The sequence below is a fragment of the Microbacterium sp. KRD172 genome, assembly GCF_017168295.1.
Lineage (GTDB): Bacteria > Actinomycetota > Actinomycetes > Actinomycetales > Microbacteriaceae > Microbacterium > Microbacterium profundi.
On the sequence record NZ_JABFAS010000002.1, the window covers coordinates 331,338 to 345,228 of the forward strand.

Annotated in this window: 15 protein-coding genes, 1 pseudogene and 1 riboswitch; of the genes and pseudogenes, 8 read left to right on the forward strand and 8 right to left on the reverse strand. The window is 66.3% G+C overall.

From position 1 onward, the window contains the following. The 6 genes and pseudogenes from J1M43_RS16610 to pucL all read left to right on the forward strand — a co-directional run. Nucleotides 1-1,104, forward strand: a pseudogene (locus J1M43_RS16610) (glycerate kinase); the annotation flags it as partial. An 18-nt stretch (nucleotides 1,105-1,122) separates the two neighbouring features. Further along, nucleotides 1,123-2,556, forward strand: a complete 1,434-nt coding sequence (allB, locus tag J1M43_RS01790; RefSeq protein WP_307823523.1) for an allantoinase AllB — start codon at nucleotides 1,123-1,125, stop codon at nucleotides 2,554-2,556. Further along, entirely contained in the window at nucleotides 2,553-3,029 is a 477-nt protein-coding gene (gene bcp / locus J1M43_RS01795) for a thioredoxin-dependent thiol peroxidase (protein WP_206475541.1), read from the forward strand. Before allB ends, bcp begins: the two co-directional genes overlap by 4 nt. Nucleotides 3,030-3,176: 147 nt before the next feature. Next, nucleotides 3,177-3,674 (forward strand): 2-oxo-4-hydroxy-4-carboxy-5-ureidoimidazoline decarboxylase, encoded by a 498-nt coding sequence (gene uraD / locus J1M43_RS01800; protein WP_206475542.1) that lies wholly within the window; start codon nucleotides 3,177-3,179, stop codon nucleotides 3,672-3,674. Then, on the forward strand, nucleotides 3,671-4,015 hold the full coding sequence (gene uraH, locus J1M43_RS01805) for a hydroxyisourate hydrolase (RefSeq protein WP_206475543.1): 345 nt from the start codon (nucleotides 3,671-3,673) through the stop codon (nucleotides 4,013-4,015). The genes uraD and uraH overlap by 4 nt, the downstream gene beginning before the upstream one ends. A 4-nt stretch (nucleotides 4,016-4,019) precedes the next feature. Then, on the forward strand, nucleotides 4,020-4,970 hold the full coding sequence (pucL, locus tag J1M43_RS01810) for a factor-independent urate hydroxylase (protein ID WP_235272340.1): 951 nt from the start codon (nucleotides 4,020-4,022) through the stop codon (nucleotides 4,968-4,970). A gap of 27 nt (nucleotides 4,971-4,997) precedes the next feature. On the opposite strand, the gene J1M43_RS01815 is transcribed toward pucL, so the two are convergent. The 3 genes from J1M43_RS01815 to J1M43_RS01825 all read right to left on the reverse strand — a co-directional run bounded on the left by J1M43_RS01815 (nucleotide 4,998) and on the right by J1M43_RS01825 (nucleotide 7,194). Further along, on the reverse strand, nucleotides 4,998-5,915 hold the full coding sequence (locus J1M43_RS01815; RefSeq protein ID WP_033105661.1) for a J domain-containing protein: 918 nt from the start codon (nucleotides 5,913-5,915) through the stop codon (nucleotides 4,998-5,000). Continuing rightward, nucleotides 5,915-6,631 carry a nicotinamide riboside transporter PnuC gene (gene pnuC / locus J1M43_RS01820; protein ID WP_206477282.1) on the reverse strand — a complete coding sequence of 239 codons (717 nt, stop codon included), beginning with the start codon at nucleotides 6,629-6,631 and terminating at the stop codon, nucleotides 5,915-5,917. Before pnuC ends, J1M43_RS01815 begins: the two co-directional genes overlap by 1 nt. A gap of 74 nt (nucleotides 6,632-6,705) precedes the next feature. Then, a riboswitch (FMN riboswitch) is annotated at nucleotides 6,706-6,834 on the reverse strand. Nucleotides 6,835-6,963: 129 nt separating this feature from the next. Continuing rightward, nucleotides 6,964-7,194 (reverse strand): hypothetical protein, encoded by a 231-nt coding sequence (locus tag J1M43_RS01825; protein WP_206475544.1) that lies wholly within the window; start codon nucleotides 7,192-7,194, stop codon nucleotides 6,964-6,966. Between the two features lie 247 nt (nucleotides 7,195-7,441). On the opposite strand from J1M43_RS01825, the gene J1M43_RS01830 reads away from it, so the two are divergent. Then, a complete protein-coding gene (locus J1M43_RS01830; protein ID WP_206475545.1) occupies nucleotides 7,442-8,029 on the forward strand; it encodes a protein-L-isoaspartate O-methyltransferase in 588 nt (195 codons plus the stop codon). A gap of 220 nt (nucleotides 8,030-8,249) precedes the next feature. Here J1M43_RS01830 and J1M43_RS01835 read toward each other — a convergent pair whose 3' ends face one another. Then, nucleotides 8,250-9,167: a DUF808 family protein gene (locus J1M43_RS01835; protein WP_206475546.1), complete on the reverse strand. Its 918-nt coding sequence runs from the start codon at nucleotides 9,165-9,167 to the stop codon at nucleotides 8,250-8,252. A gap of 145 nt (nucleotides 9,168-9,312) precedes the next feature. Here J1M43_RS01835 and msrA point away from each other — a divergent pair, with 145 nt between their 5' ends. Then, nucleotides 9,313-9,858, forward strand: a complete 546-nt coding sequence (gene msrA, locus J1M43_RS01840) for a peptide-methionine (S)-S-oxide reductase MsrA (protein WP_084595680.1) — start codon at nucleotides 9,313-9,315, stop codon at nucleotides 9,856-9,858. Between the two features lie 25 nt (nucleotides 9,859-9,883). Here msrA and J1M43_RS01845 read toward each other — a convergent pair whose 3' ends face one another. The 4 genes from J1M43_RS01845 to J1M43_RS01860 are packed head-to-tail and all read right to left on the reverse strand — an operon-like array spanning nucleotide 9,884 to nucleotide 13,882. Further along, nucleotides 9,884-10,858 carry a glycoside hydrolase family 130 protein gene (locus J1M43_RS01845; protein WP_206475547.1) on the reverse strand — a complete coding sequence of 325 codons (975 nt, stop codon included), beginning with the start codon at nucleotides 10,856-10,858 and terminating at the stop codon, nucleotides 9,884-9,886. 15 nt (nucleotides 10,859-10,873) lie between these two features. Continuing rightward, nucleotides 10,874-11,716, reverse strand: a complete 843-nt coding sequence (locus J1M43_RS01850) for a carbohydrate ABC transporter permease (protein ID WP_206475548.1) — start codon at nucleotides 11,714-11,716, stop codon at nucleotides 10,874-10,876. Next, nucleotides 11,713-12,609, reverse strand: coding sequence for a carbohydrate ABC transporter permease (locus J1M43_RS01855; RefSeq protein ID WP_206475549.1), 897 nt, complete (start codon nucleotides 12,607-12,609; stop codon nucleotides 11,713-11,715). Before J1M43_RS01855 ends, J1M43_RS01850 begins: the two co-directional genes overlap by 4 nt. A gap of 4 nt (nucleotides 12,610-12,613) precedes the next feature. After that, complete coding sequence (locus J1M43_RS01860; RefSeq protein ID WP_206475550.1) at nucleotides 12,614-13,882, reverse strand: extracellular solute-binding protein; 1,269 nt, start codon at nucleotides 13,880-13,882, stop codon at nucleotides 12,614-12,616. Nucleotides 13,883-13,891 lie beyond the last annotated feature (9 nt).

Genomic DNA, 13,891 nt, shown 5'->3' on the forward strand with positions numbered 1-13,891 from the left:
ATGCGTCTGGTCATCGCCCCCGACAAGTTCAAAGGGTCGCTGACGGCTCCCGAGGTGGCTGAAAGGGTCGCCTCGGGAGCGCGGCGCGCCGACCCGACGATCGAGGTCGTGACCGTTCCGGTCGCCGACGGCGGTGAGGGCACTCTGGATGCCGTGCTCGCCGCAGGATTCTCCTCCCGTACTGCTCTGGTCGCCGGACCGACCGGTGCGCGGATCGAGGCGGAGTTCGCGGTGCGCGGTGAAGAAGCGGTCGTCGAGATGGCGCGCGCCTCTGGCCTCGACTTGCTACCCGGTGGCCGTAAGGATGCGCTCGGGGCGACGAGTCTCGGCACCGGCCAGCTCATCCGCGCGGCTCTGGATGCCGGATGCCGACGCATCGTGCTCGGAATCGGAGGCAGCGCTTCCACCGACGGTGGGGCCGGTCTGCTGCAGGGGCTCGGCGTGCGGTTCCTCGACGCGGACGGTTCAGAACTGCGGGCGGGTGGCGGGGCACTCGCGCGCCTCGACTCCGTGGACGTGAGTGGGTTGGATGCACGGCTGCGCGACGCCGAGATCATCCTGGCGAGCGACGTGGACAATCCGCTCACCGGGCCGACCGGCGCTGCAGAGGTGTTCGGGCCGCAGAAGGGCGCGAGTGCCGACGACGTCGCGACGCTCGAGGCGGGTCTTGCGCGGTTGGTCGAGGTGCTTTCTGCCGCGGGCGGGTTCCCTGTCGCTGCGGCCGACGCCGCTTCCCGAGAGGGGGCTGGTGCCGCCGGCGGCGTGGGATTCGCCGCCATAGCGCTCGGCGCGACCAGGCGCGCGGGAGTCGACGTCGTCCTCGAAATGACAGGCCTCGCCTCCCAGATGGAGGGGGCGGATGCCGTCATCACCGGCGAGGGCAGCCTCGACGAGCAGAGCCTGATGGGCAAGACCCCGGTCGGCGTCGCACGTGCGGCGGCCGCTGCCGGCCTGCCGGTGTACGCGGTCTGCGGGCGGACGACGCTGTCCGCCGATGCGATTGCGGACGCCGGGTTCGCCGGAGCTCGCGCACTGTCCGAGCTCGAACCAGACGCCGAGCGCAGCATGGCTGAGGCCGGTCCGCTGCTTGAAGAGCTCGCCGAGGGCTTGGTGCGCACGATCATCGCAGAGCTCGATCTTGCAGAGCTCGATCTTGCAGGACCCGATACTGCAGGCGCGCACCGCTATGACCTCGTTCTTCGCGGTCGCGCCCTGATCGACGGTGCGATCACCTCCGCTGAGATCGGGGTGCGCGACGGCCGAATCGCCAAGGTCGCTCCTGCGGATGCCGGGCTCAGCGCCGCCCGGATCGTCGAACTCGCCGCGGACGAGGTGCTCCTGCCCGGCCTGGTAGACACGCACGTGCACGTCAACGAACCGGGTCGCACCGAGTGGGAGGGTTTCGAATCCGCCACGAGGGCGGCCGCGGCCGGTGGGGTCACGACGATCGTGGACATGCCGCTCAACAGCATCCCTCCCACCGTCTCGGTCGCTGCGCTCGATGAGAAGCGCGCCGTGGCGGAGGGGCGCGTCTTCGTCGACGTCGGATTCTGGGGCGGGGTGATCCCCGGCAACATCGCCGAGCTCGCTCCACTGCACGACGCGGGCGTCTACGGGTTCAAATGCTTCCTGCTTCCCTCCGGGGTCGATGAGTTCCCTGAGGTGTCTGTCGTCGAGATGCGCGACGCGATGGCGGTGCTCGCAGGGCTGGACTCGCTGCTGGTCGTGCACGCCGAAGATGCGCACATCATCGAGGAGTCGGTGCAGCCGGGGAGCCGCGAATACGCGCCGTTCCTCGCCTCGCGCCCGCGCTCGGCGGAGGATGCGGCGATCGCCGAGGTGATCCAGGGCGCGGCCGACACCGGCATACGCGCACACATCCTGCACCTCTCCAATGGCGACTCGCTCGGACGGATCGCGGCGGCTCGAGCCGATGGCGTCGACCTCACGGTGGAGACCTGCCCGCACTATCTGACACTCACCGCCGAAGACATCCTCGACGGGAGCACAGCATTCAAATGCTGTCCGCCGATTCGCGAGGGCGACAATCGCGACGAGCTGTGGCGCGGATTGTCGGAGGGGACGATCGACTACATCGTCTCCGATCATTCGCCGTCGACGCCTGAGATGAAGTTCGCCGGCGACGGTGACTTCTCGCTGGCGTGGGGCGGCATCGCGTCACTGCAGCTGGGGCTCCCGCTCGTGTGGACGCACGCGCGCGAGCGCGGGTACTCGCTCGAGCAGGTCGTGTCGCTCATGGCCGAGAAACCGGCGGCAAGAGTCGGTCTGGTCGACAAGGGCCGCATCATCGAGGGCGGCGCGGCCGATTTCGCCGTCTTCGCCCCGGAGGAGACGTTCACCGTCGATGCGAAGCGCCTTGCGCACCGGCATCCGATCACCCCCTACGACGGCCAGCAGCTCACGGGTATCGTGCGAACGACCTACCTCGCCGGAGCGCGGGTCGAGAGCGACGCCCCTCGCGGCCGGCTGCTGCGACGGGAGAATAGTGCTCATCGAGGAGCTGCCGAACCTGTCGAGAATGGAGAAACCGCATGATCAACTCAACCGAAGAGCTCGAGGTCGGCCAGAAGGCTCCGGACTTCACGCTCACCGATGCATCCGGAACCCAGCGCACGCTGTCCGAGCTGCGCGGTGCACCAGTCATCGTCTACTTCTATCCGGCGGCGTTCACTCCAGGCTGCACGACCGAGGCGTGCGACTTCCGCGACAACCTCGGGTCGTTCCAGGGCGCTGGGTACACAGTGCTCGGGATCTCGCCCGATCCGGTCTCGAAGCTCGCGGAGTTCGCGGAGGCCGAGCAGCTGAGCTTCCCGCTGCTGTCCGACGAGGATTCCGCTGTCGCGAAGGAATGGGGTGCGTGGGGTCAGAAGACCGTGAACGGCCGTACGTTCGACGGCCTGATCCGCACGACGGTGGTGATCGACGCCGACGGGGTCATCTCGTCCGTGGAGTACAACGTGAACCCTGAGGGGCACGTCGCTCGGCTCAGGGACGAACTGCTGAAATGACCGCTGAACTGGGGTGCAGGGCTTGCCAGCTCCAGCATCCCGTTCTATGATTGTCGTATGCTGAAATAACAGTTCCACGATACGAGAGACATTCGCTCGTATTCCTTACACCGTGGATGCCAGCACGCAAGAGAAAGAGATCAAGCGATGTTGCTTGAGCAATTCAATCTGGCGGAGCGAGGCGACGCTGTCGCCGCGCTCAGGCCGTGCATCGATGTGACGCGATGGTGTGAAGACATCGTCGATCGCCGTCCGTACGAGTCGGTCGATTCTCTCGTGACGGAGGCGGCGCAGGCCGCCGATCCATTCACGGCCGAGGAGATCGATTCGGCTCTCGCGCACCATCCTCGGATCGGTGAACGTGCGGGGGGCGACAGCAGGGAGGCGACGCTGTCGCGCTCCGAGCAGGCCGGACTCGACCCGTCCGATGCCGACGTGCAGCAGGCGCTTCGCGACGGCAACCTCGCGTACGAGGAGCGCTTCGGCCGGGTCTTCCTGATCCGCGCGGCCGGGCGATCGGCGGGCGAGATCCTGTCGAGTCTGCGGGAACGTCTGCAGCACGATCCTGCCTCGGAAGAGCGGATCATCGCCGGGCAGCTGCGAGAGATCGCGCTGCTCCGACTGAGAGGAACCATCACCGCATGACTGCTGTGTCGCACATCACGACCCACGTGCTCGATGCCGTCCAGGGGCTTCCGGCACCGGGGGTCACTGTGGTGCTCTCCGCTCTCAGAGACGGTGAGTGGATGCTGCTCGCCGAGGGCGTCACGGATGCCGACGGCCGCGCCAAGCAGCTCGGCCCCGAGGCCGTGCCCGCCGGCACCTACCGGCTCCACTTCGACACCGGCGGGTACTTCGCCCGCACCGACACCCCCACCTTCTATCCCGAAGTCGTGCTCACGTTCGTCGTCGATGACGAGCAGCGTCACTATCACGTGCCGCTGCTGCTGAGCCCCTTCGCATATTCGACCTACCGAGGAAGTTAGAACGATGACCGACATCATGACCCGCACCGAGACCTCCACCGCGACGCCGGACGACGGCATCATTCTCGGCCCGAACCAGTACGGCAAGGCCGAGGTCCGCGTCGTCAAGGTCACCAGAGACGGTGACCGGCACTCGATCGAGGACCTCAATGTCACTTCGCAGTTGCGCGGCGACTTCCAGGCCGCGCACCTCGACGGCGACAACGGTCACGTCGTCGCTACCGACACCCAGAAGAACACCGTGTTCTGCTTCGCGCGGGAGGGGATCGGTTCGCCCGAGGCGTTCCTGCTGCGGCTCTCCGATCACTTCACGAGCTCGTTCGACTGGGTCAAGGGCGGTCGCTGGCTCGCTGAGAGCTACGCGTGGGACCGGATCCAGGTCGACGGCGAGGGGCATGACCACTCGTTCGTGCGCTCGGGGCAAGAGACGCGCACGGCCGTCGTCGTCGCCGGGGGGGCGGAGCGGCACATCATCGCCGGGCTGAAGGGACTGACGGTGCTCAAGACCACGCAGTCCGGATTCGTCGGGTTCCCGAAGGACCGATACACGTCGCTCAAGGAGACCACCGACCGCATCCTCGCCACCGACGTCTCGGCGCGCTGGCGGTACGCCCAGGATGCCGATGCTCGCGATCTGGACTTCAATGAGATCTACGCGGACGTGAAGCGCATCCTGCTGGAGGAGTTCACGCGGCAATACTCGGCTGCGCTGCAGGCGACGCTGTTCGATATGGGCCGTGCGGTGCTCGCAGCGCATCCTGAGATCGCGGAGATCCGCTTCTCGATGCCCAACAAGCATCACTTCGTCGTCGATCTCGAACCGTACGGTCTCGACAACCCCAACGAGGTGTTCTTCGCCTCCGATCGCTCGTACGGCCTGATCGAAGCGGCCGTGACCCGTGAGGGTCAGGCCGAGGTGGCGTCGGCATGGGAGGCGGTCAGCTCGTTCTGCTGAGCGCTCGGCTCGATCTGAGCCCGTCGCTCAGACGAATCGCACGGCGTGCTGCAGGCGCGTGCGCACATCGAACAGCTCGTTGCCGCCGATGTCGCGCGCGCCCGGCACGCCCTGGCGCAGCACGGTGTGCAGCGCGCTGCGGCGCACGACGACCACAGGGACGCCGCGCACCTTCCCGAGGGGCGTGATTGCCTGGTCGAGGTCGTCGTCGGGCAGCACGACGATCGCTCCGCCGAAGCGGACACGGGCCGAACGTGCGACGACGCGCATGCGGGCGAGGAGAGCGGCGATGGGTGCGGCGCCGTCGACGGCCGGGCCGATGATCTCGCCGCGTCGGAAGCGGACGACCTCGCCGAAGTCCTCGGACAGCACGCCGTACAGGCCGGACGGGCTGAGTATGACGTGATCGAGCTTCGCGTCGGGCTCCGGGCCGGTCGCGACGTCGTGCCACACGGTGAAGCCCATGCCGAGGTCGGAAACGGTGCGCGCGGTCTCCTCTTCGGCGAGGGCGTCGGCGAGCATTCGGCGCAGTTCATGCGGTGCTGAGCGTACGAGCGCCGGGTCGTAAGGGTCGGGAACTTCGACGCCGTGGCCCGCCCATTCGCGGATCAATGACAGGTAGCGCTCGCGACGCCAACCGCCCGGGTGCCCATAGGAGCGTGCCTTCGGACGGGTGTCGGTGCGGGCAGGAGGCGCCTGCCAACCGCTCCAGGTCACCTCGTCGGCCGAGAAGCCGTGGCCGCGATCGTAGGCGGCGCGGGCTTCGACCGTGCCGACCAGTTCCCACGCCCGCTGCACCTGGTTGAACGCGGCAGCATCGCCGCCCGCATCCGGATGCGTCTGGCGCAAGCGCAGGCGGAACGCGCGCTTGATCTCGTCAGCGGTGGCGGTGGGGTCGACGCCGAGCACCTCGTAGGCCGAGGCGGAGAGCGGGCTGTCGAACATCACTCTCCATTCTGGTCGGTCCTCGCTATGCGCGGGTCGGGCATGATCGTGTCGATCTTCGGCTTGGCGTTCGCGTGCGCGCGCCACCAGACGACGAATCCGACGGCGGTGAAGACGCCGTAGAACACGTACATGAAGCCGGTGGCGTAGTACCCGGAGCTGAAGAGCAGTGGCACGCCGACGACGTCGACGGCGATCCAGATCAGCCAGAACTCGGTCCAGCCCTTCGCCATGCCGTAGGTCGCGAGCAGCGATCCGACGAAGGTCCAGGCATCCGCCCAGACCGGTTCCCACGAGCCGAGCAGACGGAACAGGGGCGTCAGAGCGATCGTTCCGATGATCATGACGAGTACGAGTCCGACGCGTGCGCTGTTCGGTGCCCAGCGTGGAGTCACCTGCCCGCCGCCTGCGGATGCCTGGTGCCAGCGGATCCAGCCGTAGATCGCGACGGCGATGAACATGATCTGGCGGCCTGCCTGACCGAGCAGGTTCGGCAGTGAATGGGCGGGGTTGAGGATGGATCCGAGGAACACCGTCAGCAGCAGCAGATTGCCGACGATGCCGACCGGCCATGCCCAGACCTTGCGGCGCATGCCGCCCAGTGCGCTGGCGAGGCCGAAGACGTTGCCGACGACCTCGCGGATGAGCAGGCTCTGCCCACCGGGCAGTACCCACTGCGAGTTGAAGGCTTCGACCAGCCAGCGCAGGATGTCCATCGTTCTCCATTCGGCATCGATGCTGCCGAGGAGGATGCTGCGCTCTGACATGCGCGTCGCCGCGCATAGCTCACGCTGTGCTTCTCCCATCCAGACTTTGACTGTCGGTACCGGAGTTCCACCGGTTCAACCGCCGCTCCGAAGAGCAGCGGGTCGCGGACTATGACCGCCGGTTCGGAATTTCACCGACCCCGGAGCACATGTGTGTTCATTGGGAACATTACCCGAGGTCGGGGAGGAGCTCGTTCAGCCCGGCGATGGTCAGGTCGAAGCGATCGGATGCCGTCGGCGGGTCACCGACCGGGTCGATACGGAAATGCGTCGAGACGCTGTCACGGGGTGTTCCATGTGGATTCGGGTTCGGTGTGGCGTTCGTGGTCGAGGGCTTCGTCGACGGCTTGGTAGTCGAGGTGGGGGGATCGCCATTTGGCGTAGGGGTCCCACCAGCCATCCAGAAGCTCGGCGTCATCAGCGACGCGAAGATCACCACCCGCACCAGAGGAGCCCATCGCATCGGCCAACAACCGATCGATGCCCTCCAACTCCTCCGCCAGTGATCTCATACCCCCATTCAACCCGGGGCCACCGACATTCAAACCCCAGATCAGACCACCTTCACGAACTGTGCACAACCACCCGAAACCCCACACCCGTGGAGGAAGAGTGCGCACACGATCGGCGCTCGAAAACTGACAGTGCGAGCGGCGAGCGGCGACTGGCGCGCCGCAAACGCGAGGCACCCGAGCCTTCGGGCGTCACTGACACCGACGTCACCTGGTGCCCCGCCGTCCTCCGGCGTACCGTCACTTCATGGCCGGAATCAGGGTGGATCCCGCAACAGAAGCCCGCGTGCGCGCCGCCATGTCATCCACCCCGCGTGCAGATTTCCTGCCTCCCGAAGTGCGCCACTTGGCAGACGCCGACCATCCGGTGATGATCGGCTGGAACGCGACGAACTCGCAGCCGTCGACGGTGGCCAGGATGCTCGAGTTGCTCGACGTGCAATCAGGTGACCGCGTGCTCGATGTGGGAAGCGGTTCGGGGTGGACCACCGCCATTCTCAGCGTTCTGGCCGGCGACGAGGGCGCCGTCATCGGCGTCGAGCTGGTCCCGCAGTTGGTCGAGTACGGAAATGAGCGGCTCGCGGAGACCGGAACACGCGCCGAGATCAGGGAAGCCGTCCCCGGTGTCCTCGGCCTCCCCGACGAAGCGCCGTTCGACCGGATCCTCGTCTCAGCGCAGGCGGCGACAGTTCCGACACAGCTGGAGGCTCAACTCGCCGAAGGCGGACGCCTCGTCGCGCCGATCGCAGGGCTGATGACAGTGGTCGACATGCGTGACGGCCTCCCGCACAGACGGGCGGATGCCGGGATCTACAGCTTCGTCCCTCTCGTCTGAGACGATGACCGGCACGAGAGACGCGAGCGCATCACGCCTCCAGGTCCGCCCAGCCCGCGATGTCAACGCCGTGATTGTCCGGCGACGCGATCGTCCACGATTGGGGTGCGGGGTCGTCGGCAGCGATGCGCCCACCCGCAGCGACCGCGGCCCGCACACGCCGCTCCGCGAGGCTACGCCCGCACCCACCGCCGGAAAAGCCCTCCGCCGAGATCGCGAACTACGCGCCCACCGTCGTCGGCGATTCCTCGCCTTCATGGAAGCTCGGCTCCTTGCCCAGCATCCGTCCGATCAGAAGCACGATCCCGACGACCACGAGTCCCACGGCGAGCCCGGCCACCGCTGAGACGAAGGTCTCGCCGATCCACGCGATGACTGCTCCGGCGGGCGCGAGGAATTCCTGGATGCCGTGCAGCATGTCGCTGAAGAACACCAAGCCGACCTCGCCGAGGTTCGCAAGCAGCAGGTGGCCGCCGACCCACAACATGGCGACCGTTCCGACCACGCTGATGACGCGGAACACCGCCGGCATCGAACGCACGATCCGCGTCCCCGTGTGGCGCACGCGACGCGAGGGGTTCTTCGCCATCTTCAGCCCGATGTCGTCGATCTTCACGAGCAGCGCGACCGCGCCGTAGACGATGACCGTCATCAACAGGGCGATCGCGGCGAGGATCGCGAGCGTCATCCAGATGTCGAGCCCGGCCTCGAGATTCGACAGCGAGATGAGCATGATCTCGGTCGACAGGATGAGGTCGGTGCGGATCGCACCCCAGACGAGCTTGTTCTCGTTGCGCGCACCCTCATCGGCGCGGCCGTGGCTGAGCCCGAACCACTCCAGCACTTTCTCGGCGCCTTCGAAGCAGAGATACGTGCCGCCGAGGATGAGGAGGAACGGCAGCACCCACGGAGCGAACGCGGTCAGAAGCAGTGCGATCGGGATGATGATCACGAACTTGTTCGCGAGCGATCCGAGCGTGATCTTCGCGACCACCGGCAGCTCGCGTGCCGGCGAGATGCCCTGCACGTACTGCGGAGTGACAGCGGCGTCGTCGATCACGACACCCGCGGCCTTGGCCGACGCCTTCATCGCAGCGCTCAGAATGTCGTCGACGACGGCGAGCAGACCAACCGACATGCGTCCCCCTAGATGTTCAGGAAAGCAACACTACTGGCCCGATGCCCTGGCCGCTGTCGCCCGGAACCTCGATGTGGTGCGGAATGCCCGAAGCGGTGAGACTGTTCTCAAGGGGTGACAGATCATCACCCGAGGAGGGTCCATCATGACCGATACCGGAACCATCACCCGCACACCAGGCACCGAGACGGCGGTCCTCGCCGGCGGATGCTTCTGGGGCATGGAAGACCTCGTCCGTCGCCAGCCCGGCGTGCTCGACACCAGAGTCGGCTACACCGGCGGCGAGAACGCCTACGCGACCTACCGCAATCACCCCGGTCACGCCGAAGCCCTGGAGGTCGTGTTCGATCCCACGAAGACGACGTACCGCGACGTCCTCGCGTTCTTCTTCCAGATCCACGACCCCTCGACGCTGAACCGTCAGGGCAACGACATCGGCACGAGCTACCGTTCGGCGATCTTCCCGTTGAGCCCCGAGCAGGAGCAGATCGCCCGTGAGACGATCGCCGACGTCGATGCATCCGGGCTGTGGCCGGCCAAGGCGGTCACGACGATCGAGCCGGAAGGTCCGTTCTGGGAGGCCGAACCCGAGCACCAGGACTATCTGATCACATACCCGAACGGGTACACCTGCCATTTCCCGCGCGCGGGATGGGTGCTGCCGAAGCGCGAACAGGCCGCGAGCGCCTGACCGGCCTCACCCCGCGCGACCGGCCTCACGCCGTGCGCAGCGCACGCCCCCACGGCTGAGCCGGGTCGTGGATCGCGACGGCCAGAGTCGTGTCGGACTGGCCGTAGTACGCGAACCATCGATCCTTGAACTTCACCAGCCCCTCCACGAACGTCACGTTCGAGACGAGACCGTTGGTGTCCTCGAACGTCTGCGGACGCAGCCATGGTTCCTGAAGCCGGGCGATCACCTTCGTCGGCTCATCGGGGTCGATGGCGATCTGGCCGCATCGGTAGTCGACGTCGACCGAGCCGTCGTCATTGACCGTGCGCGTCGCACCGTTGGTGAGGAAGACCAGCAGTCCGTTGTCGGCCAGCACGGGCGAGGTGCCGATCTCGACCAGGGCCTCGTCCCATGTGCCGGGAGTCGGGGAGTACATCGGATCGGTGTCGGCGGTGCCTGGCGTCCAGTGGATCAGATCGTCGCTGGTCGCCCAGTAGATCGCGCCCTCGCCGAAGTACATCCACCACTTGCCGTGCATCTTCACCGGCACGATCACGCCGGCCTTCGACCAGTTGAACCCGCGTGGATCCATCGTCTTGAACGTGTCGAAGCCCTCGAACAGCGGACCGTGCTTGGTCCAGGTGCGCAGGTCCGTCGACGTCGCGAGGCACAACTGTGCGCTGTGGCGATCCCAGCCGGTGTAGGTGAGGTAGTAGGTCCCGTCGATCAGCGCGATCCGCGGATCCTCGCACCCGAAGCGCTCGTAGTCCTCGGAGGGGGAGAGGATCGGCGCATCCTCGCGAGTGAAGTTCACGCCGTCGGCGGATCGGGCCATGCCGATGTGCGACACGATGTCGTCGGCGTGCGCGCGGTAGAGCAGCACGACCTCGTCGCCGTCGACGAGCGCGGCCGGGTTGTAGAGGTTGGCCGATTCCCAGCTGTCACCGCGCGGACGCAGGATCGGGTTGCCCTCGTACGGGGTGAACGGGCCGAGGGGGAAGGAGGCTCCGGTGAACATGGATTCCCTTTCTGGTCAGCCTTTGACGGCTGCTCCGAGGTCGGTGGCTTTGAAGAACCGCTGGAAGACGATGAACAGGATCACGACGGGGAACGCGAGCGCCGTGGCGCCGGCGAGGATCGCGCCGTTCGGGTTCGCAGTGGACTGCGCGACATTGGAGATGTAGTTCGCGAGCGACACCGCGAGTGGTTGGAGCGAGGCGTCCTTCGTGATGAGGAACGGCCAGAGGAATTCGTTCCACGGGCCTATGAAGGTGACGAGGATCACTGTCACGAGTACGGGACGGATGAGCGGGATCGCCACCGATGTCAGCAGTCGGATCTCGCCTGCACCGTCGATCCGCGCCGCTTCGAAGATCTCCACCGGCAGCGCCTTGAAGAACTGCACGAAGATGAACACCGCCGTCGTGTTGATGAGGAACGGCAGGATCATTCCGAGGTGCGAGTCACCCAGTCCGTAGTTGCGGGTGATCTGGACGTAGAGCGGGATCATCAGGAGCTGGAACGGCACCATCTGCACGAGCAGCATCAGCACCCAGATCACTCCTCGGCCGCGGAAGTCGAGGCGCGCGATGGCGTAGCCGGCCAGCAGCCCGAACACCACCGTGCCCAGCAGCACGCCCGCGGTGAAGATCAGCGAGTTGAGGAGCGATCCGGCGAGATCGATCCGCGAGTCGATCGCGACGAAGTTGTCCACTGTCCAGCCGCCGGTCGGGAACAGCTCGTCCGGCGCATTGGTCGGGTTCGTCTGGAACGCGCCGACCAGCATGAAGTAGAACGGGAAGGCGAAGGCGATTGCTGCGATCGTGAGCAGGATGATGCTCAGGATGCGGGGCGCCTTGCGTGTGCGCTTCATCATCTCTCCTTCGTGGCATGGTTGGCTGCCAGCGACAGCATCCCGACAAGGATCACGAGGATCATGCCGATCGCAGCCGCCGTGTCCGGGTTCTGCTGCTGGATGCCGAGCTGGTAGATGAGCAGCACCGGCGTGGAGGAAGCCCCGTCGGGGCCGCCACCGTTGGTCAGCAGGTACGGCTCGGTGAACAGGTTCGCGCCGGTGATGATCGACAGGATCAGCACGAGCGTGGTCGCGCTTCGCACACCGGGAACCGTCACGTGCAGGAAGCGTTTGAACGCTCCGGCGCCGTCGGTCTCAGCCGATTCGTAGAGCTCCTTCGGCACGTTCTGCAGCGCCGCCAGATACAGCAGGATGTAGAAGCCCAACTGCTTCCAGGTCACGTACAGCGCGATCATCGGCATCGCCAGCGCACCGTTCACGAGCCAGGACGGATCGGGTGCGAGCGGGCCGAGGATCGTGTTGATCAGCCCGTTGCCGGAGAACAGCAGCATCCATACGCCGACGAGGGACACGCTCGCCGTCAGATAAGGGACGTAGAACGCGACGCGATACGCGGCCACCCAGCGGATGCCGGTGTTCAGTGCCGCCGCGAGTACGAGCGAGAGCACGGCGGTCAGAGGAACGTTGATGACCAGGAAGATCAGCGTGTTCCGGAACGATCCGAGCACACGCGGGTCGGTCAGCACGGTGACGAAGTTGTCGAAGCCGACGAACGGGCGGTCGACCTCGGCGCCGGGGGCGGTGAAGAAGTAGTCGTGGAAGGCGATGTAGACCGCGAAGGCGAGCGGGTACGCGAAGATCGCGATCACGAAGACGAAGTACGGCAGCGCGAAGAGGCCGCCGATCGGCTGCGCGCCCAACCATCGGGCGCGCAGCCGCCGGTTGTCGGTCATGAGGTCACTCGGCGACGAGGTCGTCGATCTTCGCCGCTGCGTTCTTCAGGAAGTCGTCGATCGAGTTCTTGCCGAAGATCACGGCTGCCGAGTACTCGTCGCGGAACGCCTGCCACGCCTCCACCGAGTTCGGGATGCTGGGCACGTCGGCGGTCGACTCCGCCTGCTCGGCGAACGCCACGTAGTTCGGGTTCGCCTCGAAGTAGTCGGCATAGGTGTCCGTGAGGTCGGTGCGCATCGGCATCTGTCCGGTGAGTTCGAGCAGCTGCCCGTCGCTTTCCTCGCTGGTCGAGAACTTGAGGAACTCCCATGCAGTGGCCTGGTTCTCGCACGCGGTGAACATCGAGACGCTCTTGGAGTCGGCGAAGGTCACCGGATTCTCGCGCCCGTCGCTGGTCGGCACCGGCATGAAGCCCACGTCGACGGTCTCCGCGTAGGACGGGATCGCCCATGGGCCAGCGAGCTGCATGGCAGTGGTCCCGGCCGACATCGCGTCGTCGGTCGACGCCTCGTTGGGGGACAGCTTCTCCTCGTAGAACGTCGCCCAGAACTCGGCGACGGCTCGTCCCTCATCCGAATCGAAAGTGGACGTGCCGTCTTCGACGAGCATCGTCCCGTCGGTCTCGGCGAGATAGAGCGGGTAGAAGTCGAACCACGGCTGGAAGAACTCGCTCGTCGGTGCAGGCCAGATGGCGCTCTGCACGCCGGAGTCGACGATCGCTCGAGACTTCTCCAGGAACGCATCGTGGGATTCCATCTGCGGGTCCTCAGGGTCGATGCCCGCTGCCTCGAACAGCGCCTTGTTGTACATCACCATGACGGGATTCGACTTCCACGGCAGTTGATGGAAACTTCCGTCGCTCGAGTATGCCTCGACGTCTCCGCCCCGCTCACTGATGTAGTCGCTGCCGCCTTCGATGGCGCTGAGATCGACCAGTCCGCCCTGCTTGACCCAGCCGGAGACGGCGGCCGGAGCGACGTTGTACACGAGGCAAGGGGCGGTGCCGGCGGTGATCGCTGCCGTGATCGCCTCTTCCGAGGACGATCCGGCCGGGATCTCCTGCGCCGTCACCTTCTCGTCGGGATGCTCGGCGTTCCAGGCCTCGACCACGGCTGTGCCCCAGGCGACCTCCTGCTCGTTGTTCGACAGCCAGATGTCGATGGGGCCCGTGCCCTCGGCACCGCCCTCGCCACCTCCGCCGCCGCCGGACGAACATCCGGTCGCGACGAGTGCGACGGCGGCGATGACTGCTGCTGCGCGTGTCTTCTTCATGGTGTCCTC

Coding starts and splice junctions, on each gene's coding strand:
- J1M43_RS01815 (WP_033105661.1), bottom strand. CDS start 5,915: ATGTTCGACAGCCCGCTCTCCGCCTCGGCCTACGAGGTGCTCGGCGTC.
- J1M43_RS01830 (WP_206475545.1), top strand. CDS start 7,442: ATGGCCGGAATCAGGGTGGATCCCGCAACAGAAGCCCGCGTGCGCGCC.
- pucL (WP_235272340.1), top strand. CDS start 4,020: ATGACCGACATCATGACCCGCACCGAGACCTCCACCGCGACGCCGGAC.
- J1M43_RS01845 (WP_206475547.1), bottom strand. CDS start 10,858: ATGTTCACCGGAGCCTCCTTCCCCCTCGGCCCGTTCACCCCGTACGAG.
- J1M43_RS01850 (WP_206475548.1), bottom strand. CDS start 11,716: ATGATGAAGCGCACACGCAAGGCGCCCCGCATCCTGAGCATCATCCTG.
- J1M43_RS01860 (WP_206475550.1), bottom strand. CDS start 13,882: ATGAAGAAGACACGCGCAGCAGCAGTCATCGCCGCCGTCGCACTCGTC.
- J1M43_RS01855 (WP_206475549.1), bottom strand. CDS start 12,609: ATGACCGACAACCGGCGGCTGCGCGCCCGATGGTTGGGCGCGCAGCCG.
- msrA (WP_084595680.1), top strand. CDS start 9,313: ATGACCGATACCGGAACCATCACCCGCACACCAGGCACCGAGACGGCG.
- bcp (WP_206475541.1), top strand. CDS start 2,553: ATGATCAACTCAACCGAAGAGCTCGAGGTCGGCCAGAAGGCTCCGGAC.
- pnuC (WP_206477282.1), bottom strand. CDS start 6,631: ATGGACATCCTGCGCTGGCTGGTCGAAGCCTTCAACTCGCAGTGGGTA.
- uraH (WP_206475543.1), top strand. CDS start 3,671: ATGACTGCTGTGTCGCACATCACGACCCACGTGCTCGATGCCGTCCAG.
- J1M43_RS01835 (WP_206475546.1), bottom strand. CDS start 9,167: ATGTCGGTTGGTCTGCTCGCCGTCGTCGACGACATTCTGAGCGCTGCG.
- J1M43_RS01825 (WP_206475544.1), bottom strand. CDS start 7,194: ATGAGATCACTGGCGGAGGAGTTGGAGGGCATCGATCGGTTGTTGGCC.
- uraD (WP_206475542.1), top strand. CDS start 3,177: ATGTTGCTTGAGCAATTCAATCTGGCGGAGCGAGGCGACGCTGTCGCC.